The organism is Embleya hyalina (assembly GCF_003967355.1).
In the GTDB taxonomy this organism is placed as follows: domain Bacteria; phylum Actinomycetota; class Actinomycetes; order Streptomycetales; family Streptomycetaceae; genus Embleya; species Embleya hyalina.
Window position 1 is genome coordinate 23,342 of sequence record NZ_BIFH01000031.1, and the last position, 26,278, is coordinate 49,619.

At 72.0% G+C, this 26,278-nt stretch carries 24 protein-coding genes and 4 pseudogenes; 17 read left to right on the plus strand and 11 right to left on the minus strand.

Translation table 11 applies throughout. The annotated features are described in order from the left end of the window. Positions 1–152 precede the first annotated feature (152 nt). A complete protein-coding gene (locus EMA17_RS52055) occupies positions 153–383 on the plus strand; it encodes an amino acid--tRNA ligase-related protein (RefSeq protein ID WP_160161648.1) in 231 nt (76 codons plus the stop codon). 80 nt (positions 384–463) lie between these two features. Here EMA17_RS52055 and EMA17_RS54495 read toward each other — a convergent pair whose 3' ends face one another. The 4 genes from EMA17_RS54495 to EMA17_RS33445 all read right to left on the minus strand — a co-directional run bounded on the left by EMA17_RS54495 (position 464) and on the right by EMA17_RS33445 (position 4,116). Beyond that, positions 464–1,087 carry a hypothetical protein gene (locus EMA17_RS54495; protein WP_246127063.1) on the minus strand — a complete coding sequence of 208 codons (624 nt, stop codon included), beginning with the start codon at positions 1,085–1,087 and terminating at the stop codon, positions 464–466. 236 nt (positions 1,088–1,323) lie between these two features. Beyond that, on the minus strand, positions 1,324–2,277 hold the full coding sequence (locus tag EMA17_RS33435) for a phosphotransferase family protein (protein ID WP_246127064.1): 954 nt from the start codon (positions 2,275–2,277) through the stop codon (positions 1,324–1,326). 60 nt (positions 2,278–2,337) lie between these two features. Next, entirely contained in the window at positions 2,338–2,718 is a 381-nt protein-coding gene (locus tag EMA17_RS54500; RefSeq protein ID WP_246127065.1) for a DUF397 domain-containing protein, read from the minus strand. 69 nt (positions 2,719–2,787) lie between these two features. Continuing rightward, the gene (locus EMA17_RS33445; RefSeq protein ID WP_160161649.1) at positions 2,788–4,116 is read right to left on the minus strand and encodes a HEAT repeat domain-containing protein; all 1,329 of its coding nucleotides are present in this window, start codon (positions 4,114–4,116) and stop codon (positions 2,788–2,790) included. Between the two features lie 275 nt (positions 4,117–4,391). Between EMA17_RS33445 and EMA17_RS33450 the strand changes: the two genes are divergently transcribed. Continuing rightward, positions 4,392–5,090: a hypothetical protein gene (locus tag EMA17_RS33450; protein ID WP_126641074.1), complete on the plus strand. Its 699-nt coding sequence runs from the start codon at positions 4,392–4,394 to the stop codon at positions 5,088–5,090. On the opposite strand, the gene EMA17_RS33455 is transcribed toward EMA17_RS33450, so the two are convergent. Beyond that, positions 5,020–6,276, minus strand: a complete 1,257-nt coding sequence (locus EMA17_RS33455; protein WP_174861472.1) for a site-specific integrase — start codon at positions 6,274–6,276, stop codon at positions 5,020–5,022. The genes EMA17_RS33450 and EMA17_RS33455 overlap by 71 nt on opposite strands. A gap of 33 nt (positions 6,277–6,309) precedes the next feature. Between EMA17_RS33455 and EMA17_RS33460 the strand changes: the two genes are divergently transcribed. After that, positions 6,310–7,332, plus strand: coding sequence for a HEAT repeat domain-containing protein (locus EMA17_RS33460; RefSeq protein ID WP_126640931.1), 1,023 nt, complete (start codon positions 6,310–6,312; stop codon positions 7,330–7,332). Positions 7,333–7,524: 192 nt separating this feature from the next. On the opposite strand, the gene EMA17_RS33465 is transcribed toward EMA17_RS33460, so the two are convergent. Both EMA17_RS33465 and EMA17_RS52685 read right to left on the minus strand, forming a co-directional pair. After that, positions 7,525–7,875, minus strand: coding sequence for a hypothetical protein (locus EMA17_RS33465; RefSeq protein WP_126640932.1), 351 nt, complete (start codon positions 7,873–7,875; stop codon positions 7,525–7,527). 293 nt (positions 7,876–8,168) lie between these two features. Beyond that, positions 8,169–8,708 (minus strand): hypothetical protein, encoded by a 540-nt coding sequence (locus EMA17_RS52685; RefSeq protein ID WP_170222301.1) that lies wholly within the window; start codon positions 8,706–8,708, stop codon positions 8,169–8,171. Positions 8,709–8,915: 207 nt separating this feature from the next. Here EMA17_RS52685 and EMA17_RS54505 point away from each other — a divergent pair, with 207 nt between their 5' ends. Then, complete coding sequence (locus EMA17_RS54505) at positions 8,916–9,152, plus strand: hypothetical protein (RefSeq protein ID WP_246127066.1); 237 nt, start codon at positions 8,916–8,918, stop codon at positions 9,150–9,152. A gap of 1,074 nt (positions 9,153–10,226) precedes the next feature. On the opposite strand, the pseudogene EMA17_RS54515 reads toward EMA17_RS54505, so the two are convergent. Further along, positions 10,227–10,757 (minus strand): annotated as a pseudogene (locus EMA17_RS54515) (helix-turn-helix domain-containing protein); the annotation flags it as partial. On the opposite strand from EMA17_RS54515, the gene EMA17_RS33480 reads away from it, so the two are divergent. From EMA17_RS33480 to EMA17_RS55825, 5 genes and pseudogenes are all read left to right on the plus strand, one after another. Next, positions 10,716–11,309: an LbetaH domain-containing protein gene (locus EMA17_RS33480; protein ID WP_160161650.1), complete on the plus strand. Its 594-nt coding sequence runs from the start codon at positions 10,716–10,718 to the stop codon at positions 11,307–11,309. The pseudogene EMA17_RS54515 and the gene EMA17_RS33480 sit on opposite strands and share 42 nt — an antisense overlap. A gap of 5 nt (positions 11,310–11,314) precedes the next feature. After that, positions 11,315–12,628 (plus strand): annotated as a pseudogene (locus EMA17_RS33485) (carboxyvinyltransferase). Continuing rightward, positions 12,625–13,650 carry a serine hydrolase domain-containing protein gene (locus EMA17_RS33495; protein WP_126640936.1) on the plus strand — a complete coding sequence of 342 codons (1,026 nt, stop codon included), beginning with the start codon at positions 12,625–12,627 and terminating at the stop codon, positions 13,648–13,650. Before EMA17_RS33485 ends, EMA17_RS33495 begins: the two are co-directional and overlap by 4 nt. A gap of 21 nt (positions 13,651–13,671) precedes the next feature. After that, positions 13,672–14,310: a UDP-N-acetylmuramate dehydrogenase gene (locus tag EMA17_RS33500; protein WP_126640937.1), complete on the plus strand. Its 639-nt coding sequence runs from the start codon at positions 13,672–13,674 to the stop codon at positions 14,308–14,310. Between the two features lie 172 nt (positions 14,311–14,482). After that, complete coding sequence (locus EMA17_RS55825) at positions 14,483–14,680, plus strand: hypothetical protein (protein WP_126640938.1); 198 nt, start codon at positions 14,483–14,485, stop codon at positions 14,678–14,680. Positions 14,681–16,129: 1,449 nt separating this feature from the next. On the opposite strand, the gene EMA17_RS33510 is transcribed toward EMA17_RS55825, so the two are convergent. Continuing rightward, complete coding sequence (locus EMA17_RS33510; RefSeq protein WP_160161651.1) at positions 16,130–18,325, minus strand: hemopexin repeat-containing protein; 2,196 nt, start codon at positions 18,323–18,325, stop codon at positions 16,130–16,132. Between the two features lie 626 nt (positions 18,326–18,951). On the opposite strand from EMA17_RS33510, the pseudogene EMA17_RS56105 reads away from it, so the two are divergent. Together EMA17_RS56105 and EMA17_RS54525 are read left to right on the plus strand one after the other, a co-directional pair. Then, positions 18,952–19,299: pseudogene (locus tag EMA17_RS56105) on the plus strand (ISL3 family transposase); the annotation flags it as partial. Positions 19,300–20,018: 719 nt separating this feature from the next. Then, positions 20,019–20,462, plus strand: coding sequence for a hypothetical protein (locus EMA17_RS54525; RefSeq protein WP_246127093.1), 444 nt, complete (start codon positions 20,019–20,021; stop codon positions 20,460–20,462). On the opposite strand, the pseudogene EMA17_RS54530 reads toward EMA17_RS54525, so the two are convergent. Next, positions 20,407–20,968 (minus strand): annotated as a pseudogene (locus EMA17_RS54530) (transposase family protein); the annotation flags it as partial. The gene EMA17_RS54525 and the pseudogene EMA17_RS54530 overlap by 56 nt on opposite strands. Positions 20,969–21,288: 320 nt before the next feature. On the opposite strand from EMA17_RS54530, the gene EMA17_RS33520 reads away from it, so the two are divergent. Then, positions 21,289–21,762, plus strand: a complete 474-nt coding sequence (locus EMA17_RS33520) for a hypothetical protein (RefSeq protein WP_126640941.1) — start codon at positions 21,289–21,291, stop codon at positions 21,760–21,762. A 408-nt stretch (positions 21,763–22,170) separates the two neighbouring features. Here the strand turns inward: EMA17_RS33520 and EMA17_RS33525 are convergent, their stop codons facing one another. Then, a complete protein-coding gene (locus EMA17_RS33525) occupies positions 22,171–23,163 on the minus strand; it encodes a hypothetical protein (RefSeq protein ID WP_126640942.1) in 993 nt (330 codons plus the stop codon). A gap of 961 nt (positions 23,164–24,124) precedes the next feature. Here EMA17_RS33525 and EMA17_RS33530 point away from each other — a divergent pair. The 5 genes from EMA17_RS33530 to EMA17_RS33550 all read left to right on the plus strand — a co-directional run bounded on the left by EMA17_RS33530 (position 24,125) and on the right by EMA17_RS33550 (position 26,229). After that, positions 24,125–24,601: a hypothetical protein gene (locus tag EMA17_RS33530; RefSeq protein WP_126640943.1), complete on the plus strand. Its 477-nt coding sequence runs from the start codon at positions 24,125–24,127 to the stop codon at positions 24,599–24,601. After that, positions 24,598–25,224, plus strand: coding sequence for a hypothetical protein (locus tag EMA17_RS33535; RefSeq protein WP_126640944.1), 627 nt, complete (start codon positions 24,598–24,600; stop codon positions 25,222–25,224). Before EMA17_RS33530 ends, EMA17_RS33535 begins: the two co-directional genes overlap by 4 nt. Beyond that, positions 25,206–25,418, plus strand: a complete 213-nt coding sequence (locus EMA17_RS33540; RefSeq protein ID WP_126640945.1) for a hypothetical protein — start codon at positions 25,206–25,208, stop codon at positions 25,416–25,418. The genes EMA17_RS33535 and EMA17_RS33540 overlap by 19 nt, the downstream gene beginning before the upstream one ends. Then, a complete protein-coding gene (locus EMA17_RS33545; RefSeq protein WP_246127068.1) occupies positions 25,415–25,795 on the plus strand; it encodes a fic family toxin-antitoxin system, toxin component in 381 nt (126 codons plus the stop codon). Before EMA17_RS33540 ends, EMA17_RS33545 begins: the two co-directional genes overlap by 4 nt. A gap of 236 nt (positions 25,796–26,031) precedes the next feature. After that, positions 26,032–26,229 carry a hypothetical protein gene (locus EMA17_RS33550; RefSeq protein ID WP_126640946.1) on the plus strand — a complete coding sequence of 66 codons (198 nt, stop codon included), beginning with the start codon at positions 26,032–26,034 and terminating at the stop codon, positions 26,227–26,229. The last annotated feature ends 49 nt before the right edge of the window (positions 26,230–26,278 follow it).

Consider the following 26,278-nt stretch of genomic DNA (forward strand, 5'->3'; position numbering starts at 1 on the left):
GCGTCGATTGCACGACACGGGCCGATCGGACGGAGCCACGCCATACCGACGCGCCAACCGAGGAGGAGCAGCGGCCCATTGCCACGACCGCGACGACGGTGCTCGAGGGAACCGGATCGGCGACAGCGAGGGCGCTGACCCGGGCTTTTACCATGGTCAGCGCCGACGGTGCGGCACTCCGCGACCGGCTGCGCCCGAACGGCCACCGGGCCGGCGGCGACGAGGCGGCGACCATCGACGACGCCTGGCTGAACGTGTTCGACGCCGACATGCTCCCGGCCGGCGGCCTGTGCATCGGCCTGGACCGCCTCGTGCAGGTCCTCACCGGCGCCGAGCACATCGACGACGTCATCCCCTTCCCGCTCCCCGGGCGGCCCGGATGAACCCCGCGGACCGCATCGCCGCCGACCCGCGCCCGATCCTCGAACACGCGGCGCGGCGGTGCGGGTTGGGCCGCGTCCTGTCATGGACGCCGATCACGACCGGTTTCGAGGACTGCAACATCGACACCCGCACCGAGAACGGCCGCGTGGTCGTCAAGATCTTCGCGGCGTGGCGCGATGGCGACGCGCCCCGAAGGACCGCCCGCCTGATCACCGACGCCATCGCAGCCGGGGTGCGTCACCCGCGGTTGTACCCCGACGTCGACGGCGACGTGCTCCACCACCCGCCCGGCGGCGCCGCGTGCCTCGTCCTCGAACGTGTCGACGCCCGCGACTACTACAGCCCCACCCGCGCGCCCACCGCGGCCGAACCGGGCGACCTGATCGCACAGACCACCCTGATCCACCGACTCGACACCCGGGTGGATCCCGTCGCCGATCCGTGGGCGGTCACCAACATCGGCCCCACGCCGGCCGCCGCCGAGCCGTACCTGACCGACGAACATCGCGCCCTTGCCCGCCGGGCCGCCGCCGTGTTCGCGACGATCGACCACCGTGCCCTCCCGCACGCGCTGATCCACGCGGACCTGACCAAGGGCAACGTGCTTGCCGACGGCCGCGACGTGCAGGTGATCGACTTCGCGGTCGCGGGCCGGCACCCGAGGATCCAGGAACTCGCGGTCGCCGCCGCCAATCTCACCCACCGGCCCCGAACCGCTCCCGGACCGGGCCGAGACCATCGCGGACCTGTACTCGGCGGCAAACCCCCACGCGCCCCTGACCTGCGGCGAACGGCACGCGTTTCCGACGTTCGTCCTCGCCGCTGCGGCGATGGCATTCCTGGGCGCCGTGCGGGCCCGGCACGTCCACCACGACGACCGACCCGAGATCGCCCACCTGATCGAGCTGGGGCCGGCCGGACTGCGCGACTGCGCCGACGTCAACTGATCCGCGACCGCAGCCAGGTCAGCGTCGCGTCGCCCTTCGCCCGCTGATGCGCCCGCAGCCCCGGCACGTTCCGGGGCGCGGGCAGCGTCGACTGATACAACCAGTCGCCCGCCAACGCGGCCAACACCGCGTCCACCGCGTCCGGATCGGCCGCCCGCCCGACCTCGCCGACGCGCCACAGGGCGGCCGGATCCACGGGACCGGTTGCGGTCGCGGCCACCGACGGCAGGAAGAACAACAGGTCCAGCCACGGCGCGCCGGTGACGGCGTGGGGCCAGTCGACGAACACCACCCTCCCGTCGGGCGCGAGCAGCATGTTGTCCGCGCGCAGATCCGCGTGCACCAGGGTGTCGCCCGTCGCGGCCCGCTCCCAGCCGGCCTCCAACTCGGCCAACCGATCCAGGTTCGCCCGTGCCCACGGGTGGTCCAGGTCCCGGTACAGCGCCGGGTCGGCGGACATCCGCCGCCAGGAGCGGAAGTTGTCGGCCAGGTCCTCGACGACGCCGGGACCCGCGAGCGGGCTCGGCGTCAGAGCCTGCGCCAAGTCGTCGAGCGCGCGCACGACCCGGCCCAACTCGCCGTCGTCCCACGGCTCCCGGGGCGAACGACCGTCGACCCACTCCAGGACCAGGACCACCCACTTTCCGTCGTCCCACGTCCACAATAACTCCGGCGCCGGAACCCGCGCCGGCAACGTCGCCATCACCGCTGCCTCACGCCGATACAACCCCGGCGCGTGCGGGTTGCGCGCCGCGCTGATCGCCTTGACGAACACCCGCCGCCCGTCCGCCAACGTCAACCCGCTCGCCACCCCCGGCGAGAACCCGCCCGGCCGCGGATCCTCCGCCACCACCGCCGCGTTCAACGCCTGGTGGGCCGCGTCCCGCACGCGTGCCGGAAGCGCGTCCCACCGCAGCCGCGGCGAAGCCGCCGCCCTCGTCGTCACGTCCCACACATCCCTCGACCACATCCACGCACCGCACCCGGATCGGGCGCGGCCGGCGACCTACAGACCGCGCCCGCCACGTTTCGCCGCCTCCAGGAAGCGGCCCCACGACGACGATCCGAACTCCAGCACCGGCCCCTGACCGCGCGCCTTGGTATCCCGTACGCCGACACCTCCACCCGCATCGACCGTTCCGGCGACCTCCACGCAGTTCGAACTCTCGTCGCTGCGGCGGAACTTGTGCCAGCTCGTGTACTTCTCGCTCATGTCGGTCGTCGTTTCCCAACGGTCGGCCGGCCGCGCCGCGGCCGCGATGAGTTCGACGCTGTCCCCACAGGACAGGGCGGCGTCACGCAGGAGGTCGTATCGCTGCGTGTAGCGAGCGACGTCGTCCGGCTCCGTCAGGACGACATCCGTGGCGACCGCCTCGATCGCGACCACCCTGACCAAGGCTGGATTGCTGCCAGTCGATCCTGACCGGCAGCCGATGTGCGGTGAAGGGCTGCGGCGTCAGCGGTTGCGGATCGCTTCCCAGGGGTCGGGGAGGGGTGCCGTCGGGTCCTCGCCCTCGGTGGGTAGGCCGACCCAGGCGCGCAGTGCGGCGCGGGTGTCGGGGAGGCCACGCTCGGTGAACCGTTCGTGGAGGTCCGAGCCGAACGGCCAGGACTGGAAGTCCTTGGCGGTCAGCAGGTCGGCCAGGGCGTGCAGCAGTTCCCGGCGTCCGGGGGAGAGGTCGGCGAACATCGGTGCGGTGTCCGCAGGGTCGAACAGTGCCGCCAACAGGTTCCCGGTGCGGGCCGCGAGCGGGCGGGGCACGACCCGGGTGTCCTTGATGTGGGGCAGGGCGGCGGCGATCCTCGGGAGGATTGCGTCCGGGTCCTCGGCGACGGCCGTCAGGCTCAGCAGGCTGCGGACGGTGTAGCTGTGCGGGTCGCCGTCGTCGTGGGCGGTGGCGGGTTCGGGCGCGGGGCCGGCGCCGAAGGCGGCCAGTTCGGCCGTGATGCGCTCGGTCGGCGGCAGGTCGGGTGCGGCGGTCGGGTGTGCGATTCGCAGGCGGGCCAGGGCGGTGGCGGCGGCCCAGCGTGGCAGGGGGTGCCCGTGGTCGAGGTGGCGCCGGAGCCGGCCGCCAGGGTCGTGGTCGGCGAGCAGCCCGACGGCGACGAGGACCGTGGCGGCCGTGACCGGGTCCGGCTCGCGGTCGAGGCGGGCGAGCAGCGGGGGCAGGGCGGCGTCGGCCTCCTCGGGGAACCAGCCCAGGAGGTACGCGGTCCGGGTGCGGATATCGGGGTCCGGGTCGCCGAGCAGGTCGAACAGCGCGGGGAGCAGGGCGCGGACCGCGTCGTAGGAGCGCAGTGCGCCCTCGCGGGCGTCGACCGGGTGCCCCGCCGCGCAATATGCCCGCGCCTCGCGCAGGCCCCGCAGCCGCTCCTCGTCGGTCTCGGCGGCGATCTCCTCGTCGTACCAGCGCAGGTTCTCCTCGGAGCTGACGGCCGCGGCGCGCCAGGCGGCGGTATCGATGCCGAGCGGGAGGTCGTACTCGTCGTGCCAGTCGACGGCCAACCGGGTCAGCAGCAGCAGCGCAGTGGCCCGTGCGCCGGACGGGCCGGTCGCGGCGATCCGGGCGAGGAACGGCACGGCGTACGGGGAGGCCGAGTACCGGGTCCCCTGGTGGAAGATGTTGCCGAACAGGTGTCGGAAGGCGTCCTTCCGGGCCTCCTCGTCCGGCCCGCACACCGCCCGGAGCTGGTCCGGAACGTCCTCGGCGGTGCCGTAGGCGTGCCCCAGAGCCGCCCAGTCGATGTCGTCCAGCCCGGCCAGGAGATCGTCGGATCGCTTCATGATCCGCATGCTCGCAGGCACCACCGACGCCCATCCCGCGGACGAATCGCCTCCGGGAGCCCGGCGGTTCCCACGCACACGACTTCGGCCATCAGCGCATCCAACTCCGGAGCTGCGGGCACCGACACGCGCCGAGCCCCCGCGTGCGGAGCCGGGCCCCGGCTACCGGCCTTGGTACTGGTGAGCTCGCGTATTCAACTGACGTGTGTTGGCCTACGGGGCTCCGCTTGCTGTCACTCATCGTGAAGTATCCGGCGGACTCCGGCGTCAGGGGCATGCGCTTGGATGGGCGGGTGACTGTCTATGACGTAGCTCGTCTGCTCCCCGCCATCACCGATCTTCGTGACCTGTGCCGCTCGCTGGCCATGCTTGATGCGATCCTGAGCCCGGACTGGGAAAGCCGGTACTACTCCTTCAACGCGGGGTGGGCCGATGGCGAAGAGATGGCCTCGAAGCGCAACGGATCGGGGGACGAGTACTCCATCGTGTTCTCGGCGGTCGGAGTCTATGTCCGAGGCTTCGACCACGAGTCGCCGATGAGCCCTTACGGCCATGACGGTGTGCCCTGGCCAGGTGTGATCGACGATGTTCCCGCACTCTTCACGCCCTATGTCGAGGAGCCGGCGTTCACTGACGAGGACGACGTTCCGGTCGTGACCGCATGTCTGTGGCGCGAAGCGACGGACGACCATTGGCGGCACGGGCAGATCGATTTCCCTGCCGGCCGTCCCGACCCTGATGGGGCGGAAGGCTTGTTCGAACTCCTCGTCGATCGGTCTCCAGAAGCGTTCCAGCGCTTCGCGGAGGACTACTACGAGGTTCCGGTGGACCTGGAAGCAGTGCGCCATGTGTATGCGCTGAAACCGTTGGACCAGGCGCTCGTGTCGTCGCTCAACGCGGAGGTCACATTGGCGGATCTGGCCGAGGACATCGCCGAGATCGGATATCCGCAGCCGGGCCCGGACTCGATCTGACTGCCTCCGCTGTGCGGCCGGAGTGGTCGCCAGGGGCGTATCGGCTCCACGGCGTGCCGGTGTCCGTTTGCAGCCGGGTGGTGGTCTTGTGGTGGTAGCCGAGTGCGTCCGCGACGACCGGGGCGGGCAGTTCGCGCACGTGTTGTCGGATCGCTGCCACCCGGCTGGCGACTGCGGGGACGCCGAGTTCGTTGACCTGGGCTGAGAGCGCGTCCGGGTGCATCGGTTGTCCGGCCCGTCGGCCGGGGAACAGCCGGCGGGAGTCGCGGTTGGTCGCGGTGTTCATGTTGTCCCGGTTGGCGATCCAGTACAGGAGAAGTTCCGCGACCGCCGTGGGCACCGGGGTCGGCGGGTCGCCGAGCCGTAGGAGCACGTGTCGGTCGTCGTGGATGACGTCGTCGACGGTGAGGTGGACGATGCGGCTGAGCGGTTGCGCATGGAGAAGGACGATGAGAGCGGCGACGCGGCTTCGCAGCGGCGGCGTCTCGTCGGTGAGGACGCGGCCGAGCATGTCGAGTCGTTCGCGCTGGGCGAGCGGGGCGGCCCTTTGGATCTGGGCGGCGGGAAGTCGGAATCGTCGGCTGAGCTTGGTGTTCTGGCACCGGAGGAGGAAGGCCCGGACGCTTTTGCGGTCGTGCTCGTTGTGTTCGGCGTGCCAGAGGTCGATGTCGGCTTGGCCGCAGGTGGCGAGGTCGCGGCCGTGGTCGTCGAGCCGGCGCAGGAACACGGTCGCGTGCTTGACCCGGTCCGCGGCGTATCTCGTGCTGGACGGGGTGAGAGCTCGGCGGTCCGCGCTGGTCCGTAGGCGGGGCAGCACTTCCCAGGTCGCGAACCGGCGGACAAGTTGCGCTTGCCGGGGGTTGGTGATGCCGGCGAGGTGGTCGACGAGCCACCGCTCGAAGAGGCAGACTCGCTTGTCGATCGCGGGGAGGACGCCGCAGTCCATGAGGAGTTCCCGCAGGTGGGCGGCAGCCCGCCAGGGCTGGAGCGTGTGGAACGCGTCGTGGGGCAGCCCGATCTCGCCGCGTCCGAGGCGGCGGAGCAGATTCTCGGGCGAGTCGGGGTGTTCTCTGCGGGTGTTGAGCCGGGTCAGTCCGGAGATCGGGTTGTCCATGGACAGCAACGCGTCGGCGAGCGGCGCCAGTTCGGACCGCGATGCGGCCGCGTCGTGGGTGCACGGGTGCACGGGTGCGAGGGCCTGCGGGGGACGGAGCGGGACGTGCGGGTGGTCGTGGCGGGCTTGCCGGTGGGGGTGCGGGAGGGGTTGGGGTACGAGCGGGTGCCGTGGGATCGCTTCGCCCACGCCAACGGTTCGGCCGCGGACGTGCCCGAACTCCTGGAGGGCCTGCGTTCCGGCGACGCGGCCGTGGCCGGCGACTGTCTGTCCTCGTTGGTGGGTTCGGTCTGTCATCAGGGCACCCGGTACGCGCCGGCGGCGTTGGCGGTGCCGTTTCTGCTGCGGATCGCCGCGGACCGCACGGCGCACCCTCGGGTGGGCGTGCTCTTCCTGGTCGCGGAGGCGGCGCGCGACGGATACGGCGGCGCCGCGCCGCAGGCGGGCCTGTTGCGGGTCGGTGGGGACCATACGCGGTTCGACACGGGCGCCTACCGGGAGGACTGGACCGTGCGGGCGGCACGCGCCGCGATCGCCGTCGACGCGCACATCCCGATCGCGCTCCTGGACGACCCGGATCCGCGGGTGCGGATGGGCGCGGCATACGTTCTGTCCGCCGCGGCGCAGCGCGCCGAGAGGATCTCCGCCGCCCTGCACGAGAGCCTGCGCGGCGAGAGCGACCCGCGGGTGTGCGCGGGCCTGATCCTGGCGATCGCGCAACTGGCCCACCAGCACCAGCACCAGCACCACCAGCACCGGGACCGGGATCGGGACGCCGCCGTCCTCGCCCGCGCCCACTGGTCGGACCCCGCCCACCCGCTCGTGGTCCGCACGGCCGCGGCGCTCGCATGGCTGGGCCTGGTCGACGACCCCGTCCCGACGATCTGCGCACCCACCTCGAGGCGATCCCCGCGGACGAACTCGACCGCCTGGCGGCCGGACTGCCGTCGCTGTGGTCCGTCGCTCACCACGGCGGCTTCGGAGCGAGGGCGGTCCTGCGCAGGATGCTCGACCCGAACATCCCCCCGACCACCGACGATCCGCCGGTGCGGGGCCAGGGCTGAGCGGACGACCCACCCTTTTAGCCCTTCGTCGGCAACGTTCGCCTTCGTGGCGACCGCGCCGTAGCCCATCGTCGGTGGCGCGCTTGTCTCGCCGGATGACGTAGCGGTGAATTGTGGCCTCGGGTCTTGTGACCGGGGGGCGTTGCCGTGGAGGGTGAAGCAGTGCGGGGCGGTGAACCGGGCTTCGACGCGGGTGAGCCGGGGGTGCCGGTCGGGGTGCAGGCGTTGATGTGGTCCCGGCCCCCGGCCCCGGGGCCTACCTGGCGGCGTGGATGCAGCCGTTCGGGTCGGACGGGCCGAGGTCGGCAACGATCAGTTGCCGTTGCCCGCGAGCCTCGCACGTGCTGTTGAGCGGCGGCTCCATGTGCGCCCCGATCACGGTGACGCGGTGCCCCTGTCGTGTACGGACCACGAGCGGCATCCCGTCCGTCCAGTCGCCCGCGCGCCAGTGGCCGGAGATTCGCGCCCGACCGTCGGACTGACGGCGCACCGCGACCACCATGAAATGGAACCAGTCGCCATTGCCTCGGCCCGTCTGTCGGTAGGGCTTTCCGCAGGAGGTGCAGACGACGGTCGGCGACGGCGAAGGGGCTTCGTCGGCAGTCACGATGCTCCGTCCCCCTCGGGTCGACAACGACTGGGCACGGTCGGCATTCTGCAGTCGCGGCTGCCCGAAGTCACGTGGTTTTGCACGGCAGGCAGGGGCCACGTGGTTCGACGCGGCACCGGCAGTTCGGCAGCGAGCCGGGTGCGCAGGTGCAGGGGCCTGCCGCGTTTCGGGCACACGCCCGATCCGACTGCCGCGCGGTGTCGGGGCACCCGCTCACTCGGCGGTGGCGTGACGCGCGGGAGGCCGCCGTTGCGGATGTCGGCGGGCCGGAGTGGCGGGGGTGGGGTGTTTCAGGCGGGCGCGGTGCGGTCGTGAAGTGCGGCGTCGATCCAGGGGGTGTCGGGGGAGATGTGCCACACGGCGGCGACCATGGTCTTGAGTTCGTCGGGTGGACCGTCCCATTTCGTGGTGGTCCAGGCGATCGGCAGGCCGATGATGTTGTCCATCCATCGGCCGCCGCGTCGGGTGTCGAGGCCGGTGCGGCGGCGGTACTCGGGGGTGGCGACGATGCCGACCCAGTGGCTGCCGTCGCGCACCCGCCAGGACACCACCGCCTCCACGTCCGCCCACGCCACCCGCCGAGAGCGCCATATTCCTCGGGACACGGCGACGCCCTCGGCGTCCATGCGCAGCGCCACCGGCGCGATCCGGGGCATCGCTGCGGCGAGCAGCCCGCCCAGCCCGAAGAACACCCAGCCTGCGATCGCCAGGCCGAGCGGAATGTCGGGTACGAACATCAACGCGCAGACACCGATCGCCATCGCGATCATCTTCGTGTTGTTCCGGGTCCAGCGAAGACGCAACTCGAACGGCGGTGAGGTGGACGGCATTCCCCCATGCTGCCGCAACCGACGGGCGTACCGGACCGGGGAAGACCATCGCAGCCCACGCCGATCACAGGCCCGCGGCCTCGAGGGGTGCTCCGGTTGCGCGTGTTTCCGCCTCCGTGCGACGACTACCCACAAGTCGGCAGGTTTTCGCGTCGGATCACGGTAGGATCGAGAAGGAAGAGGCTTGGGAAGGAAGTGGTCGGGCGCATGAGCGAGGGATCGCGCGGGTCGGACGAGAACGCGTCCACGACGCCCCTCCCGTACTCCGCACCCGGGCCCGGGTCCGGCGGGGATGTCGGGTCGGCGTTCGGTGTGGAGGAGGTCCGCAAGCGGTGGGCGCGGGTGGTCGACGACGCCGCGGCCGGGGCGCGGATCGTGATCCACGCCCCCCACGGCGTACGCGCCGTGCTGACCGCGCCGACGCCGGAGGTGATCGCCGCGTAGGGGGAGTTGCCCGCGTTCACGATGACCGACACCCGGCAGCACCTGGGCAACCTGGTGCGCGCCGCCGCTGCGGGCACCCCGCAACTCCTGCTGCGCTACGGCACCGTCCACGCCCAGATCACCCACCTCGCCGCCACACCCGCCCCCGAGGACACGCCCTCGGCCATCACCACCCCGCCGCGGGCCGTCGCAGCCCCGGCCCCGCCGCCTTCGGCCGACACGCCCCCGGACACCGACGACCCCGCGTCCGGGCGGCCCGCCGCCAAGGCCGGGCGCAGGGTGGCGGGGTTCGCGACGGCGTTGGGGGAGGCGACCGCCGCCCGCCGCCGCGCCGTCTCGTTCGGCCCCACCGCCCTGGACGAGGCCCTGGGCGGCGGCGCGCTGCCCGGTCGCCTGGTGGTGGTCGTCGGCGCGCCCGGCGCCGGCGGAGGCCTGCTCGCGGCGGGCACCGTGTTGTCCGCGACCCTGGCCCCGCCGACGACCCCGACACACCACGCCGTGCTGTCCTGCACACCCGGCCGCCCCCGCGCCGACGTCGCCGCCCGCCTGACCGCGGCCGCCGCCGGAGTGGACCACCGCCGCCTGCGCGCGGGCACCCTCACCGACATCGAACGCGCCGCCGACGGCGCGTCGACTCGACTGGCCGCCGGGGGACTGCTCCTGGACGACGGCACCGACCTGACCTCCGACCTCCTCCACGCCACCGCCGCCGACATCGCGGGCCTGCGCCTGGTCGCCCTGGACCCGCTCAACCACCTCGTCCGCCCCACCGCCGACGCCGGGCGTCCCGGCCCCGCCCGGGAAACCGTGGGCGCGTTGCGCCCGCGCGCCTCCGGCCCCGACGAGGGGGAGGGAGGCGGTGGCCGCCAGGTTCGCCAACAGGCGTCGTCTGCGCACTCTCTCGCCCTCTCGTGGGTTCTCGCGCACCACAGTAGGACTCGGCAACCCCGGAAACGATTCCCTCGCTGCCTGTCGCGGCCCCGGTATCGCCGGTGCCGGTGCAAGCCCGAAGTCCTCAACCGACAATTCCAGGGCGTAGGCGAACCGCCGGATGACCGTGACGTCGGTCAACGGCGCGAGGCCGCGTTCGTACCGGGAGACCTGCGCGGCGGAGTATCCGGCCCGGCGGCCGAGTTCGGCGAGTGTCCACGCCCGCGCCAGGCGGGCCCGGCGAACCCGCGTACCCGACCCCGAGCGCTGCCGCTGTTGCTTGACGGTGGCCACGGACGACCTCCTCGCCTGCCGATACAGGGACTCCCACTGATAGCACCCGCACACCCCCGCGATGAATCGCTTTGCACAACACGCAAAGCGTTTGCGGCATGCGTCCCCGGCGGAGACGCCGGGGCTCGGCGCGAGGCGTGATGGGACCGCGCGGCACCCCACTTCCCGGGCCGCGTCCGACGCGGACACACCACCGCCCGGCCCCACCGCACGAGGAGCGACCGTGCGCACCCTTCCCCCGCTCCCCACCCCGACGAACGCCTCACCCCCGCCTACTACATCGACCCCACACGGGCCGCACACCGCTACGTCGCCGACGTCCTGGTCCGCTGCGCCACCGTGTTCGACGTCAAGCCGGCGATCGCCGCCGACCTGGACCACCTCACCGCCAACATCGCCGACACCGCCGATGTCGACCCCGACGCGCGTCTGACCGACTCGGTCCGCGTCGAGGACGGGGCGAGGATCGAGGCCGGTGCCGTGATCGCGGGGCCCGTGCTGATCTGCGCCGGCGCCGTGATCGGGTCCGGCGCGGTGATCCGCGACCACACCGTCATCGGCCCGGGTTGCCGGATCGCGGGCGGCGCGGAGATCACCCGCAGCCTCCTGGCGGGCGGTGTGCTGATGGTGCATCAGGCGTTCGTCGGGGACTCGATCCTGGGCCACGGCGTCAACGTCGGCGCGTTCTGCACCACCACCGGCATGCGCGTCACCGGCCCGGTCACCGAACCCGCCACCACCGAGATCACCCTCGTCCTCGACGACGAGCGCATCACCACCGGCCAGACGAAGTTCGGCGCGGTGATCGGCGACGACGTCGCCCTCCCCGCCGGCACCGTGCTGAGCCCCGCCACCCTCATCGGCCCCGGCACGGTGATCTTCCCCCGCAACCACGTCGGCGGCGTCCTGCCGCGCGGCACCCGAATCAGGTGACCCCCATGACCACCACACACCCCACCACCACCGCGACCCAAGCCACAGACATTCTGCGGATCACCGGCGGCACCCCGCTCACCGGCACCGCCGCCATCCAGGGCAGCAAGAACATCGCCCTCCACCTCTACGCCACCGCCCTCGCCTGCGACGGACTCACCGTCCTGCGCAACGCCCCCGCAATCATCGACACCGACGTGTGCGCCGCGATCCTGCGCCACACCGGCGCCGAAGCCCACCACGCCGACGGCGAGTTCCGCGTCACGCCCACCGGCCAGTCCGTCCCCGAGATCCACCCGAGATTGGGCGGCCGGGTCCGCGTCACCACCATCCTGGGCGCCGCCGTCCTGGCCCGGACAGGCCACGTGAGCATGCCCCGCCCGGGCGGGGACGCGATCTGCCCGCGTCTGATCGACCGCCACCTCGCCGCGATGACCGAAGCCGGCGCCACCGTCACCGACGACGGCCACACCCTCCGCGCCGTCCTCCACCCACGCGGCCTGTGGCCGTTCCGAGCCGATGTGAACACGCCCTACGGCCCGAGCATGGGCGCCACCGTCACCGCCCTGCTCCTCGCCGCCCGTGCGCCAGGGAGCAGCCTGATCACGCACCCGAGCATCGAACCCGAAGTCGTCCACACCGCCGCGTTCCTCGCCGCCGCCGGCGCGGACATCGACTGGGCCGACGACGGCCTGCGCGTCACCGGCACCGACCGCCCCACCGGCGGGGTGCACACGATCCCCGGCGACCGGATCGAGGCCGCCACCTGGGCGATGGCCTGCGCTGCCACTGGCGGCCGCGTCCTCCTCGACGGCATCACCCTGGTCGACCTGCCCACACCACATCCCTGCGCGGCGCCGGGGTGACCCTCACCGACCTGAACCACGCCGTCGCCGTCGTGGCCCCCGACGTGCTGCTCCCGGTCGCGGCGAGCACGGGCCCGCCCGGGCCTGCCGACCGACACCCAACCCCAACTCACCGCCATGCTCACCCGAGCCCACGGCACCTCCACCATCACCGAGACGATCTACCCCCGCCGCGACACCCACGTGGCCGGACAGCGCGCGTTCGGCGCCGACATCACCACCGACGGTCCCCATATCCGCGTTCGCGGACCCGTTCGACTCCACCCCGCCGACGTGCACGGCGACGACATCCGCGCCGCCACCGCCCACGTCATCGCCGCCCTCACGGCGCACGGAACCTCTACGATCCGCGGCATGCACCACCTCCGGCGCGGCTACCAACGGCTCCTGCCGACTCTTGCCGCCCTCGGAGCCCACGCCACCCTCACCACCCCGGAGAACCCACACCCATGAGCCCAACGCCGTTCACCCGCACCGACATCCAGGCCCTGCGCGACGCCCTCGACACCCTCGTCACCACCCAGGGCAGCCCCGGCGGCATCGTGGTCTGCGGCACGTCGGCCGGGCAGCGGCACACGATCACCGCAGGCGTCGTCGCACCCGAGTGCGGCGACGCCCCACCCACCGAACACACCGCCTACGACGCCGCGTCGCTCACCAAAGTCGTCGCCACCTGGCCACTGATCGGCCGCGCCCTCGACACCCGACTCCTCGACCTCGACACCCCCGTCGGCGCATACCTGCCCCCGATCACCGGCGACGCCCCCGGCGCCGACGCCACCATCCGCCAACTCCTCACCCACACCGGCGGCCTGCGCGCCGAAACCCGCCTGGACCGCTACCGCGGCGACCCCACCCCACTCGCCGAACTCCTGTGCCGCGAACCCCTCGACGAACCCCCGGGCCGCCACCGCTACCTCAACCGCGGCTTCATCCTCCTCGGCCTCGCCCTCGCCCACATCCACCGGCGACCCTTGCACGAACTCGCCACCGAACTATGGACAGACCTCGGCATGACCGACACCACGTACGGCCCCGTCACCCGCAACCCACACGTCGCACCCACCGAACAACGCCTCACCGGGGCACCCCGGATCTGGGGCGGAGTCCACGACGACAACGCCGCCCTCCTCGGCGGCACCGCCAGCCACGCCGGCACCTTCACCACCGCGAACGACCTCGCCGGCTACGCCGAACACCTCCTCGACCCCGAACACCCCCTCCACACCTGGCTCACCACCTCCCGCACACCCCACGCACCGGTCGAACCCGGCCTCGACCGGGGACTCGCGTGGCTGGTCGCGGACGACGGAAACGTCGTCTACCACCACGGCTGGACCGGCACCAGCCTGTACCTCGCCCCCACCACCGGCCGCTACGTCACGATCTGCACCAACGCCGTCTACCACGGCCCACCCAGCCCCCGCCTCGCCCCACTGCGCACCCTCGCCCGTAAGACCCTCACCACCACCTGACCCCCACCTCGGAGGCTCACCATGGGTGACCTTCTCGCCGACCACACCACCCTGCGCCTCGGCGACCCCGCCGACCGACTCCACACCCACACCGACCCCACCACCTGGCCCGACCTCCTCGCCGAACTTTCGTCCCGAACCTGGGTGTTGGGCGGCGGCAGCAACGTCCTGGCCCCCGACGCCGGACACCGTGGAACCGTCTTGATCATGGCGACCCGAGGCATCACCACCACCCACGGTCCGCGCGGCACCGTCGAGGTGACCGCCCGCGCCGGCGAACCCCTGGCCGAACTCGTCGCCCACACCGTCGCCCACGGCCTCTCCGGAATCGAGTACCTCACCGGCATCCCCGGCACCGCAGGAGCCGCACCTGTCCAAAACGCCGGCGCCTACGGACAGGAAATCGCCCACACCCTCACCACACTCACCGCCCACGACCACCACACCGCCCGCACCGTGCGCCTGACCCGCGAACAATGCCGATTCGGCTACCGCACCAGCCGCTTCAAACCCGAACCGGGCCGCTTCACCATCCTCGACGTCACCCTGCGCCTGACCCCACGCGCCAACGCCGCACCGATCCCCACTCGCACCTGGCCCAAGCCCTCGACGTCGCCCTCGGGGCGACCCCACCATTGGCCGAAGCCGCCGCCGGCGTAGCGGTCGACCGCAAAGCACGCGGACTCCTCCTTCCCGCCGACGGCCCCGACGCCCGCCAAGTCGGCTCCGTGTTCCTCAACCCACCCGTCACCGCGCGCCAGGCGCCGTCCGCGCGGCGGGAGGACCCGTCCACCGCACCTCGGACGGCACCGAACGCGCCGGCGCGGGCTGGATGATCCAACAACTCGGACACCGACCCGACTCACCGCTGGGCCCCGGCATCTGGTGCTCGACCCTCCGCGCACTGACCGTCGTCGCCCGGGAGAACGCCACCGCGATCGCATTCGCCGACGCACTGGCCGGTCTGGTGACCGACGTCGAAACGACGTTCGGCATCCGTCTGAGCCCCGAACCGACTACGCCCCACTGACGACCGGCACACGGTCGTCGAGGGTGGTCTGCGGCCGTCATGGGGCACGATGCCGACGCAGGGGACCACGGGGCGCCGTTCGTGGCGTGCTCGACCCGGGGGCTTGGATCCGCGCGGCCACCGGCGTGGTTCGAGTCCGGTCGGGAGTCGACGTGTCCGGACGGGTCGATACCGGGTGACGCGGCGTGGAGGAATGCGGTCTCGGGTGTGTGGTGGTCGGTGCGGGTCGAGTTGATCGGTGGCGGGCCGGGCGGTGTGTTGTGGCCGCGTCCGGGGCGGGTGTTCGCGATCGGTCCCGCGCACACGCTCCACGAGTTCACGGAGGCGATCGACGACGCGTTCGCACGACGGGATCGCTCCCACCGCCACGAGTTCGCCTTCGCGACCGGGCACAGGGCGACCGAACACCGCTTCCCGGTGTCGGTTTTCGCGGACGCGGGGGCGAGCCGCGTTCCAGTGTCGGGCGTATGTGGGGTCGACAGCGCGGCGAGAGGCCGGAGTTCGGTTACGGACGGCGTGGTCGGCCGTTGTGGACCGTGCGCGATCGCGACGCGGAGCGGGTGCGCAAGGTGTTGCGGTGGGCGCGGTGCCGGGAGTTCTCCGATCGTCGCGGGGGGTTCGTCGTCGAGGGCGGCGAGGACGACGGGCCGTTCGCCCTCGCGTGTGCGTCCGAGTCCCTGGCCGGGCGCGGTGAGGTCGGCCGCTACGCGGTGGCGTTGCGCGCCGCCGGCTACCACGTCGAGCCCGACGAGGAAGACGACGCCTCGCTGCTGGTGTGGCGTCCCGGGACCGCGCCGCAACCCCCTCGAGCAGAGCCCACGTCGGCCCGCGAACTGGTTGCCCGCGTCCTGCGAACGGTGACGGTCCTGGGCGACACGAAGGCCTCGTGTGTGAGCTCCCGCAGGAGCGCCGGCACCACGTCGCCGCCCAGGGCGACCGGCGCGTCCGCGGCCGCGTCACGGCGCTCCGGGTCCCCCAGGTCACGTATGAGCCCGTCCGCACGGTCAACCGCCCTGTTCAGTCCCCGATCCGATGTGCCCGACCCTCATGCAGGCGACATGATGCCGCCCATCACCGACAGGACGGGGTGCACGACGACGAGGACGGCGGGGCCGCGCGTTACGGCGCGGTGCTCGCGCGGACCGCCGGTCTGATCGCGATGACGGTCTGCGCCGGGATGATCGCGAACTCCTACCACCCGCCGTGACCGACGGCCGCCGGCGCGACGAGCGGGCCGCGCGCCGAACCCCGGGGACGTTACCCCCCGGGAGGATCGGCCGACCTCGACGATGCCGGCGGTGACGGGGGCTCGCCGCAGGAGCCTCGGTACCCCGCGCCGGTATGCCGGGCGGAACTGTTCGGCGGATCGCCCGGCCTGGTGGTCGCGGGACGGGCGTGCGCGACATTCGTTCCCACCTCGCCGGCGTCCACGGCGTCGCCGTCGACCGATCAGGGGGCGGGGAAGCCGAGGTTCCAGGTGTCGATGATGGGTTTGGGCCCGATGTCGATCCTGTCCTGGGTGAGGTTGTAGCGGAGGCAGAGGTCGGCGTGGAACATCCAGACCTCGTTGGCGATGTGGAGGGCGTGGTACGCGGCGTCGATGCGGCGGCTGAACGGGGTGTCGCGCAGGCCCTTCCATCCGTCGGCGATGGGGGTGGGGGGAACCCGTACCTCTCCCCATTCGCCGAAGCGGATGTACTGGTCGCCGGCGAAGAACCACGTGTCGCCGGTGCCGGGGACGTCGAGGGCGGTGTCGATTCCGCCGGCGAAGGCGGTGCCCTTCGTTGCCGTCCAGGCGTCGGCGATGGGGGTGGGCGCGACGTCGACGTTGTGGTTGTCGAGGTCGTAGCGCAGGTAGTGGTCGCCGTGGAAAAACCACGCCTGGTGGGGCGTGTTGTCCCTCTTGGGGACGGTGAGGGTGGCGTCGACGCGGTCGGCGAATCCGTGGACGTCCAGGCCGAGGAACATCGCGGCGGCCGTGCCGGCGTGCTCGACGACGACGTTGTCGTCGACGTCGAACCGGAGGCAGACCTCGTCGTGGAACATCCACACCTGCGTCCACGGTCCGGCGCCGGGGTTGGGGCGGGGCAGGAGGGCGCTGACGCCGTCGACGAACGTCTTGTACCGCAGGGTGGCCCAGCCGGCGTGGATGCGCCGGGGGCCGGCGAAGACGGTGTGGCTCTGGATGTTGTAGCGGAGGTAGTCCTCGCCCTGGAAGAGCCACAGATCCTCGGTGCTGCCGGGGATGTTCAGCGCGGCGCTGACGCCGAGGGCGAAGGGGGTGTCCGCGAGGTGGTACAGGTGTTGGCCGATGGGCCAGGGGCCGTCGATGGTGTTGGTCGCGAGGTGGTAGTAGAGGACCTCGGAGTCGCGGAAGAAGAACAGGCCGCCGGTGCGGTCGCCGGGGTCCTGGACGACGGCGTCGACGTAGTCGACGAACGAGGTGTTGCCCAGGGCGGGCCAGCCGTCGGCGATCTCGCGGACGCCGCCGGTGCGGTGGGTGGAGGTGTTGTAGCGCACGTACTGGTGTCCGCTGAACAGCCACACGTCGGTGGTGCTGCCGGGGACGGACACGACGGCGTCGATGCGCGAGGGAAAGTCGGTGTCCTTCAGGCCGGGCCACACCGACGCGATGGGGCGGGGATCGCCCGTGGCGACGGTGTTGTGGACGAGGTCGTAGGTCAGGCAGGTGCCCGGGCGGAACAACCACGCCTTGTTCGCGTCGGGTTGGTTCCCGGCGGCGTCCAGCACCGGGTAGAGACGAAGCCGCGGGGACGCCACGCTCGCGTACGCCCTCGCCTGCGCGGCCCCGGTCGCGGAGGTGGAGGTGGAGCCGGCGCCCCCGCGGCCGGGCCGCACGTGCAGGATCGTCAACGCCGCCGCGACCGCGGGGAGGCTGCCGTAGGCACGGGAAAGGGTGGTCTCCTGCACGGGTCGTCCCGGGGCGGTGAGGTAGTCGGTGAACAGGCCCGTGATCGAGTCCCAGCTGGTTTCCAACTGGGTGATCCGGTCCCGTTGGTCCCGGGTGATGGTGCCCCCGGTGACTCCCCACCTTCCCCGCCCCAGAATCGCCGCGATCCTGCGGAACCGTGTGGCCTCGCAGACCATCTCGACCAGGAAGCTCAACGCGGGCTGCTGGTTGGCCCGCAGGTCCGGCCCGGTCTGGAGCCGCGCGAGCGTGTCGCGCAAAGTGCCCCAGTTCAACCAGCCCCGGGTCAGACCGTCGGAACGATAGCTTTCACGGATCCCCGTGTCGTGGAGGGTGAAGCCTTCGTCGACGGCCATCGCCCGCACTCCGTCGGGCAGGTTCGACAGATGGTGGAAGGCGGTCTGCCCGGTCAGGGTGAAGCCCCACCCGTATACATCGGTGTCCTGGATGTAGAAGTCGACGGAGAACCTCGATTCGGCGTCGTACGAGGCGCTCCCGACGAGGCGGACCCGGAACACGCTGTCGGCCTGGTCGCGGGCATGGGCCCGCCGCAGCCGGTACATCGTGACCACGCCGCTCCCGTCGGAGTTGGCGGACGTGTCGACCCGGTCGCCGTGGGGGGCGGCGACATGGTCCCGGATGGACCTGATGAACGCGCCGTAGACCTCGACGTCGGCGTCGTCGAGGTCCAAGGTGGCGGCGAGGTACACGGGCATGTCGGTTTCCTGCTCCTGTCTCGAAGGGTCACAACGGAGTCCGGGCACGCGCCCCCCCAACCGGGGGCGCGCTTTACTCGGCGTCGGCCGGTACGCAGCGGACCCGAGGAGCCGCTCGCGGCCCGCCGTCCGTCGGGGCCCGTCCCGTCCCGCCGGTTCCGCACGTAGCGCACGGGCTTCGATCGGCATGCCGACCCCATCCCACCCCGACCGGTGCCTGTCCGAGCGGTCCACCACCGGAGGCGACCGAAAATCGCAGAAGGTTGACCGGATCAATGATGGGAACGGGCGGGGGCTCGTGCCGAATCGATGGTGATCCTCGCGAGGCGACGCCAGGGAGGTCGAGGACTCGGACGGGACACGGGACCACCCGAAGGCGAACCCCGCGCACCCCGGACGGCCCGGCGGCCCGACGCGCACGGCGCCCGCGTGGTTCGACCGTGTGCGTCGGCTCGACGAAGCCGCCGCCGCGGGCCGACGCATGGTGGAGTTACGAGTCCGCCGGTTCCACTGTCGCGAACAGGCGTGCCCGAAGGCCACGTTCGCCGAACGGGTGCCGGGGCTGACATTCCGCCACGGCCGACGGAGCCGGGGATTGTAGGCGGCCATTGCAGCGGGTGGCGCCGATGCCGGCCGGCCGCGCCGGGGCCCGTCTCGCGGATGCGCCGGCCGCGCCGGTAAGCCGCTCAACGCCGCAGCAGCCGATACGCGCCGTCCCCGAGAACGCGCCGGCCACGCCGCGAGTGCTGGGGATCGACGAGTTCGCACCGCGCAAGGGTCACGTCCATGCCACCGTGCCGGTGGACATCGAGACCCGCTGTGTCGTCGACCTCCTGCCCGGCCGCACGATCGAGACGGTGTCCGCCCGGCCGGCCGCCCACCCCGGCGTCGAAATGATCTGCCGCGACCGCTCGGCCTCGTTCGGCGAGGCCGGCCGCCCGGGCTCGCCCGATGCGATCCACGTCACCGACCGCCACCACCTCTGGAAGAACCTTACCGAGGCCGTCGAGAAGACCGTGGTCCGGCACCGGGCTCTCCTGCCCGAGCCCGCACCGGAACCCGGACCCGCGGTCGTGCCGTTGCCGCCACAGCCCGCCTCGATGCGGACCACCGGGCGCCTGGCCGACCGGGTCCGCGAGCAGCACTCCGCCGTCCACACCCTCCTCGCCACCGGTGCCGGCCCCAAGACGATCGGTCGTGAGTCGGGGCCGGCCCGCAACACCGTCCGCCGCTACGCGGCGGCCGGCGACCCCGCCGAGCCGCCGGTGGGACGCCGGACCGGCCGCGTCGGCATCCCGGACCCGTTCAAACCGCACCTCGACCAGCGGTTCGCCCAAGGCTGCACCAACGTACAGCGTCCGTTCGAGGAGATCGCCGAGCGCGGCCACCCCGGCATGGAGCAGATCGTCCGCAAGTATGTTCACCAGCTCCGGCGGGCATTCCCACGCCAGGACCCGCCACGGCGCAAGTCGGCCGTCCGCGAAGTCGCCGGCCGGCTCACCCGCCATCCCGACCGGCTCGACGCCGACGACGCCCGGCGGCTGAAGGAGACTCTCGCCCGGGCGGATGCGAGTATGCGGTCGCGTAGTTCGTGCAGGGACGGCGGGTACGCCGCGGGGGACGTGGGCAGTGGTGCAACATGCGAGACACTCCCGACAAGCACCTCCGGGTGCGAGCAGATGATCCGACCCGAGTGCACGTCGGCGAGAACGCAGGAATCGACCTGTACCCGTTCTCGCCCCGGCACGTCCACGTCGGGTACTCCGCCGATGTCATGGCCTACTCGCTTGCCGATGGTTCTCCCGGTCGACCGTTCCTGCGATTGCGCTCGGCCGAGGAGCAGTTTCCCTTCGACGAGGACGGAGACGACCGCAACTCCTTCTTCGACCTTGACGAACTGCGCGACATCAGCGAACTCATCGCCCAATATGCGGGGAGCCTCGCCCACCTGGCTCTGCTGCAGCGCCGGATCATCGACCGGGAGGCACAACACCCCTCCGCGCCCTCACGGTTGCACCCCGACGGCCTATTGCCTGCGCCGATCGGCCCGTTCCGGGAACACGTCCGCGATGCGTTCGATCCCGTTCGCCGGTCTCGGCGTCGGTCGGCACGGTCGCGTAGCGGTGGCGGCGCTTGAGCGCGAAGTCGTCCACGCCTGGGACACACGGCACCGGGCGGGCCGGCAGCGGGATGCCGGTCAAAATGCGCAGGGCGGTGCACCGCGACAGCCCGGCCCCGAGGGCTTCCAGTGTTCGTGCGCCGGCGCGGCCTGCGAGTTCCCGCACGACGGCACGGACTTGAGCGAGCAGCCGCACCGTCCGTCGCTGGTAGCGGTCCAACACACCGGGGACCTGCTCACGAAACGTGATGCGGGGGCAGGCCGAGGTGGGGCAGACGAGCCGGCGGAGCCGCGCCGAAACGACAACCCCGGCGGGCGTCGACGGGGACATCCGTCACCGTGCGTTCGTGGAAGGCGTGCACCCGACCAGTCCGACCGCCGTAATCCGGGCAATCCACCGGACCGCCAGGCGTCCGGGCCCGCACCCGAATGACCTCGCCCTCGTCGGCAACCTCCTCAACCACCAGCGGCCCATGCCCCGAAAACACCACACCCACAAGCTCGTTCGCGTTCAGCACCCGCACATGATCACGGACTTACAGTCCGTCACCACCGGATATGAGGCAGACCCGTTAGTTTTACAGTCCCCCCTCGACGACATCCCGGCCGCGGACGTGTGGTCCCTCACCCTCGAGGACGACGCCCGCCCCCGCGTCATCACCGGCCGCGCTGGGTGGACGCGTGCCGTCGGAACCTCCCGAGCTGGGGCATCTTCCGTTGTCGAAGGACCGGTTGAGCGCTTCCGGCAACGTGGCACCGTCGGTGCTTGCCGAGGGTCGGAAGACTTCTCGGGCACCCGTCGAACGCCCTGGCCCCGGTGAATTCGCGGTCGTAGCCTGCGTCCATGAACACGTTGGAATTCCGGCCGCCGCGCTCGCACGGGCTGTGGGTCGTCACCGTCGTCACGGTCGCCATTGCCCTCGCCATGGCTGTGTCGGTGGCCCTGGGCCTGCCCACCTCCGCCGACCGGGAACCCTTCCCCGGGACCGCCCTGATCTGGTCCGGCTGGATCGTCGCCGGGACGTTCGTGTACTTCACGCTGCGCACGCTCCGGAGCTACACCCGGCTCACCCCCGAGGGCATCACCGACCGCACAGTCTGGGAAGTCCGCTTCATCCCATGGTCGGAGGTCACCGACATCTCGATCGAATTGGCCTTCTTGAGGAGGCGCAGCCAGGTCTTCGTTCGCTGCAGGCACGAACCCGACCTCCGCGTATCGGCCATCTTCGCGATATCCCCCGACACGCGCGAGGAAGAGATCATCGCCTACTGGCACGAGGTGCAGGCCGGCCTCGAATCAGCCCGAACCGCCTCCTGATCCGAAGCCCGGCCCGCCCGGCAACCGCGCGGGGCCGCACGCTCCTTCGGGCCTGTCAAGATTCGGGGTCTTCGGCGATTTTCGTGAAGCGGATCATGGTGTGGCAGTCGTGCCGGGTGCTCGGGGGTCGAGGTGCCGAACTGCTGAGAGTCCTGTTTCCGCATCTCGCGCGGGTGGCGGTCGAGGCGGTCGCCGCCGTCGGGAGGTCGGTGCGGGTCAAGGCGCGTGGTACCGGTCCGGAGGCCGAGTGCCCCGGGGTGCGCACCGCCGCTCCGGCGGGTCCACAGCCGGTCGTTCCATCCTCACGTCCACCGTATGCCGAGCGCGGGCGCGCCACGCCACGCGGCGGGCGAACCGCCCCGGTCGTCCGCGGCAGGGCGCTGCCGCCGGTTTTCACGCCGCCGTTCCTCAACTCCCGGTTCTGCCCGGCATTTCGAAGGCTTCCGGCGCGAAGTCGCGGATCGTGACGAACGCGGCGCCCGAAGGATCGGCCGCGTCGACCAGTTCGAACGGGCCGCTCATCGTGCACTCGAACGTGTCGCGCGCGACGTGGCCGATCGAGTGCAGGTCCGCGGTCAAGGACAACGGTTCGCGGGTGCGCACGACGAGGTCGGGGCGCTTGCTCATGGTGCCTTCCAGACGCGCGTGGACGGACAGACGCGCGGGGAAGAAATCCGGACCCCGCCCCGTGCGCTCGCGTGTCCCGGACGTCAAAACGCCGCCGGCGGGACCTTCCTCGGCCATTCGGAGCTCGATTCCGCCGAACTTGCGGGAGGCGATTTTGAGGTACGCGCCGTCGACGGTCAGCGGCACCTCGTGCAGCCCGGACGGCGGGTCGACGCGGGGCCGGGCCAGCGTCATCACGACGAAGCCGAAGACCTGCGTCAGGGGCTTCCTGCGTTCACCCGACTCGAAGAACCGGACATCCGAGCGTTGGGCGACCAGCGTCCACCGCCAATTCGTGCCCGGCGCGGGACAGTTCGGCAGCGGACGGGGCTCGAAATCCGAATGGGGGACCGGGTGCAGCCGTCCCGACGCGTCCCGCTTCACCGTCCCCTCCACCGGGTCGCCGGGCCCGTGACCGGCGAACGCGGTCCGCAGCTCCACGGCGAGGTCCATGACCACCTCCACAGGCAGTTCCTCGACGCCCGGATAGTCGGTGACCAGACGGCCCCGGTCGCCGTGGGTCACGACGCCGTCGGTGCCGTCGACGACGTCCTGGGACGAGTCCACGATCACCACGACGGCCTTGCTCAACTCGTGCTGCACCCGATCGCGCACGGCCGGGTCCACGATCGCGGCGATCCGATCCATCAGCAGCCGCGTCGGCCCCTCCACCGTCACGGTCGTCGTGCCGTCGTCACCGACTCGCACACGAAACAACGACAGGCCAGACTCCATGCGTCCCCCCACGACGGCGCGTCCGAGATCGAGCAGACCCATCATGCGCGAACAGCGGACGCCGCACCCCACGCTCCCCGGAACGCCTCGATCCTGGTCGGCAGGGGGCACGCCGGCAGCCGTCGCGACCCCGGCCGGCGGCGTCGTTCGTCACCTCCCCGATCGGAGCCGGAACGCACGCCGCGTCGTCACCGGCCGTGCCCGGCGACATCGCCCCGCAGCGGCTGCTCGGTCCGACACGCGGCTCGGGCAGGCCGGTCGGCGGGCACGTAGGCGCCCACCCGCAACCGCATCCGCCCGGGACGGCGCCGCAGCTCCTGCCGGGCACGCCGGCCGCGGCGGCGGGTGTGCCGTACGCGGTCCAGGGCCTGCGCCGAACCCGGCCCGATGATCGTGCGGAGTTCGCCGGCCTCAGGGAGCGCGCGGCGCGTACATGATCACGGCCACGCCGACCAGGCAGATCAGGGCATCGATGACCGTGTCGCCCCAGCGGGGTGGTGCGGGCGGGGTGCTCCGACCCGAGGTGCGGCACGGACTGAGAAGGTCGGCGCGTGTTTCGTGACCTGGGGTCCGGTGCGTGGTGTGGGAGGGTGTGTCCTTCGTCGGGGCGTCGGATGACCTGCGGTGCTGCAGGGTTCGAGAGGGACGGGCAACACGATTGGGAATTCCCTTTGGCGTGCGGTGCGTGGGGAGCGATAGCGATACATGGTCGACCTGCCCCGCCCGGGATTCCTGCCCGAGTGTCCCGACGCCTTGTGGTGGCTCGGGTGTGGGCCCGTCCGCCCGTCCGGGTCCCGTCGCCGCGCCCCGTGTTCGTCCGTGTCGACCCTGTCGATGTGTAGCCCGGGTGGGGTGCGGCGTGCGATCCCGGGCCGGGGTTTGACGGGCGCATTCGGTGGTTTTGTGTTCCCTTGTGGGTGGTGGGATGCGGACTGGAGGGCGGACGTCGCGGAGCGGGGGTGTGGTCGGATGGGGCGTGGGCGACTGGATGACCGGGCAGGCCGGCCGGGAGGTCACCGTGCGGTTCATGCCCCACCACACCCACGAGATGGACGTCTGCACCCGCCACGGCTGCCGCCTGGGCGCCGCTCACCTCGCCGACCGGGCCACCGACGGACAACGCGCCGCACTGCGCCGCGCCCGGGCGACCCGCGCCCGCCGCCTGCGCGCCGAGGCCAAAGCCGCCGAACAGCCCCGCCGGGACCGCTTCGCCCCCGCCACGCTTCCCGCCGACGCCCACCGCCTGGACGCCGTCACCGCCCACGAGGCCGACCGTGAACCGGCCCGCCACTACGACGGCGACCTGACCGAGTCGGCGCCGCCCGACCTGATCCCGCCCGCACCGCCACCGGCCGACCGGGCCACCCCCGACACCCTCAAAGCCCGCACCCGGCCCACCGACTCGACACCCACCCCCGCCCGAGAGGACGCCCCATGACCTCTCGCCTGCCGCCCGCGCCCACCGACCAGTACGTCTGCCCGCCCGACGCGCGCCCGGTGACCACGCGCGCGCTGCTCACCGTGCGCGAGAACCCGGCCGACACGATCGCCGCCCGCGCCATGACCTGCATCCACGGCGGGGCCGGCTTCGGCAGGACGGTGGCGGTCACCGGCTGCCTGCGCGAACTCGAACCCGACCAGGGCATCCACCGCATCACCTTCCACGCCCGCCCCACCACCCGCGCGGTACGCCACGAACTGTTCACCGGCCTCGGACTCCCGGGCCGGCCCCCGCGCTACGCAAGCGAGTTCGACCACCTCCTCAAACCCAGCTCGCCGCCCACCCCCGCACCCTCGTCCTCGACGAAGCACAGTGGCTCTCCAGCGACCGTGTGGGACGCGTGGTTTCTCCACGGGTGGCGCGTCGTGTGTTGCGGTGTCTCGTTGGAGTGTTCGGCGCGGCTGTCGACGTTCGGGTGGCGCCTGAACGCGCGGTCGCGCCGTCCCGGGGAAGGGGGATCGCCGCCGACCGGCCGAACGTTCACGGCCGTGGCTGTTCGCAGGGCACGACCCGACTGGTATCAGGTGGTATCTTGTCGGATATGGCGAAGACCCAGGTGAACGTGCGGATGACCGACGAGACCGCCGAGATGGCGCGGCAGGCCGCGGAGACGCGGCACATGCCGCTCAACGACTACATCGAGCAACTCGTGCGTCGGGACAACGACGGTGTGCGGGAGCGGTTCCTGGAGGGCGCCCGCGAGGTGATCGTCGGCTACGGCGACCTCATCGAGGAACTGGCCGCGAGCCGGTGACCCCGCCCAACCTGAGTGTCGACCTGGCGTGGATCCTGGAGGTCGCCCGCGAGGTGGGGGAGAACGATCCGGCGCCCGAGGACTACGGCCTGCCCATCGCCGCCGTCGCCCGCCACCAGGCGGTCCTGGCCGGACAGGACGTCTACAGCGGCCCGTTCGTCCGCGCCGCCGCCCTGTGTCAACTCCTGGGCCGCGTCGTGTGGCTGGAACGCTCCAACATGACCGTCGCCGTCGCCGTCGCCCACGGCTACCTCACCGCCTGCGGCATCACCACCAAACTCGGCCGCGACGAGATCACCGCCCTGGTCACCGAACTGCGCAAGGACACCTGTACCGTCCCCGACATCGCCGCGATCCTGCGTACCTGGACGGTCTGACTCCCGCGCCGACCGCGCGGACGCGCCCTCGACCTCCCCGGGTGGACGTGCGGCACTTCCAAGTGTCCGATCCGGGCCCGGTACGCCGACGCCGCGGCCGGCGCGATCTCGAACGCCTCCTGTCGGGTGCGCTCGGGCGTGGGCCCGTCCGGCACCGACACCACCGCCCCCACCAGCACACCACCACCCTGTGGCGCGAGTCCCACTCCAGCGGTGAAGTCCTCCTCCGAGACCGGGTGGAGCAGCAACTCCGCCGGCGGCAACTCCACGCTTTCATCGACACGTTGCCGGGCCAAGCGGCCGTGCCCGACGGAGACAGCCCGCCGTTCACCACAGACACGGCCCTGGACGCCGCCACGACGATGGTCCGGTGGCTGTCTCCCCGGATCAACGCGCAGCTGAACGCCGGCCTGACCGCGGACGAGGAAGACTGAGAACCACGGCGTTGCCGCCACGGGAACGCGTTCGTCGAGAGACCGCTTC

Bases quoted from the DNA above. Each gene is read 5' to 3' on its own strand.
- EMA17_RS52055 (WP_160161648.1), top strand. From the start codon at position 153: ATGGTCAGCGCCGACGGTGCGGCACTCCGCGACCGGCTGCGCCCGAAC.
- EMA17_RS33540 (WP_126640945.1), top strand. From the start codon at position 25,206: ATGGCGAAGACCCAGGTGAACGTGCGGATGACCGACGAGACCGCCGAG.
- EMA17_RS33520 (WP_126640941.1), top strand. From the start codon at position 21,289: ATGAACACGTTGGAATTCCGGCCGCCGCGCTCGCACGGGCTGTGGGTC.
- EMA17_RS33510 (WP_160161651.1), bottom strand. From the start codon at position 18,325: ATGCCCGTGTACCTCGCCGCCACCTTGGACCTCGACGACGCCGACGTC.
- EMA17_RS33525 (WP_126640942.1), bottom strand. From the start codon at position 23,163: ATGGAGTCTGGCCTGTCGTTGTTTCGTGTGCGAGTCGGTGACGACGGC.
- EMA17_RS33535 (WP_126640944.1), top strand. From the start codon at position 24,598: ATGACCTCTCGCCTGCCGCCCGCGCCCACCGACCAGTACGTCTGCCCG.
- EMA17_RS52685 (WP_170222301.1), bottom strand. From the start codon at position 8,708: ATGCCGTCCACCTCACCGCCGTTCGAGTTGCGTCTTCGCTGGACCCGG.
- EMA17_RS33450 (WP_126641074.1), top strand. From the start codon at position 4,392: ATGCGCTTGGATGGGCGGGTGACTGTCTATGACGTAGCTCGTCTGCTC.
- EMA17_RS33495 (WP_126640936.1), top strand. From the start codon at position 12,625: ATGAGCCCAACGCCGTTCACCCGCACCGACATCCAGGCCCTGCGCGAC.
- EMA17_RS33500 (WP_126640937.1), top strand. From the start codon at position 13,672: ATGGGTGACCTTCTCGCCGACCACACCACCCTGCGCCTCGGCGACCCC.
- EMA17_RS33445 (WP_160161649.1), bottom strand. From the start codon at position 4,116: ATGAAGCGATCCGACGATCTCCTGGCCGGGCTGGACGACATCGACTGG.
- EMA17_RS55825 (WP_126640938.1), top strand. From the start codon at position 14,483: ATGATCCAACAACTCGGACACCGACCCGACTCACCGCTGGGCCCCGGC.
- EMA17_RS54505 (WP_246127066.1), top strand. From the start codon at position 8,916: ATGAGCGAGGGATCGCGCGGGTCGGACGAGAACGCGTCCACGACGCCC.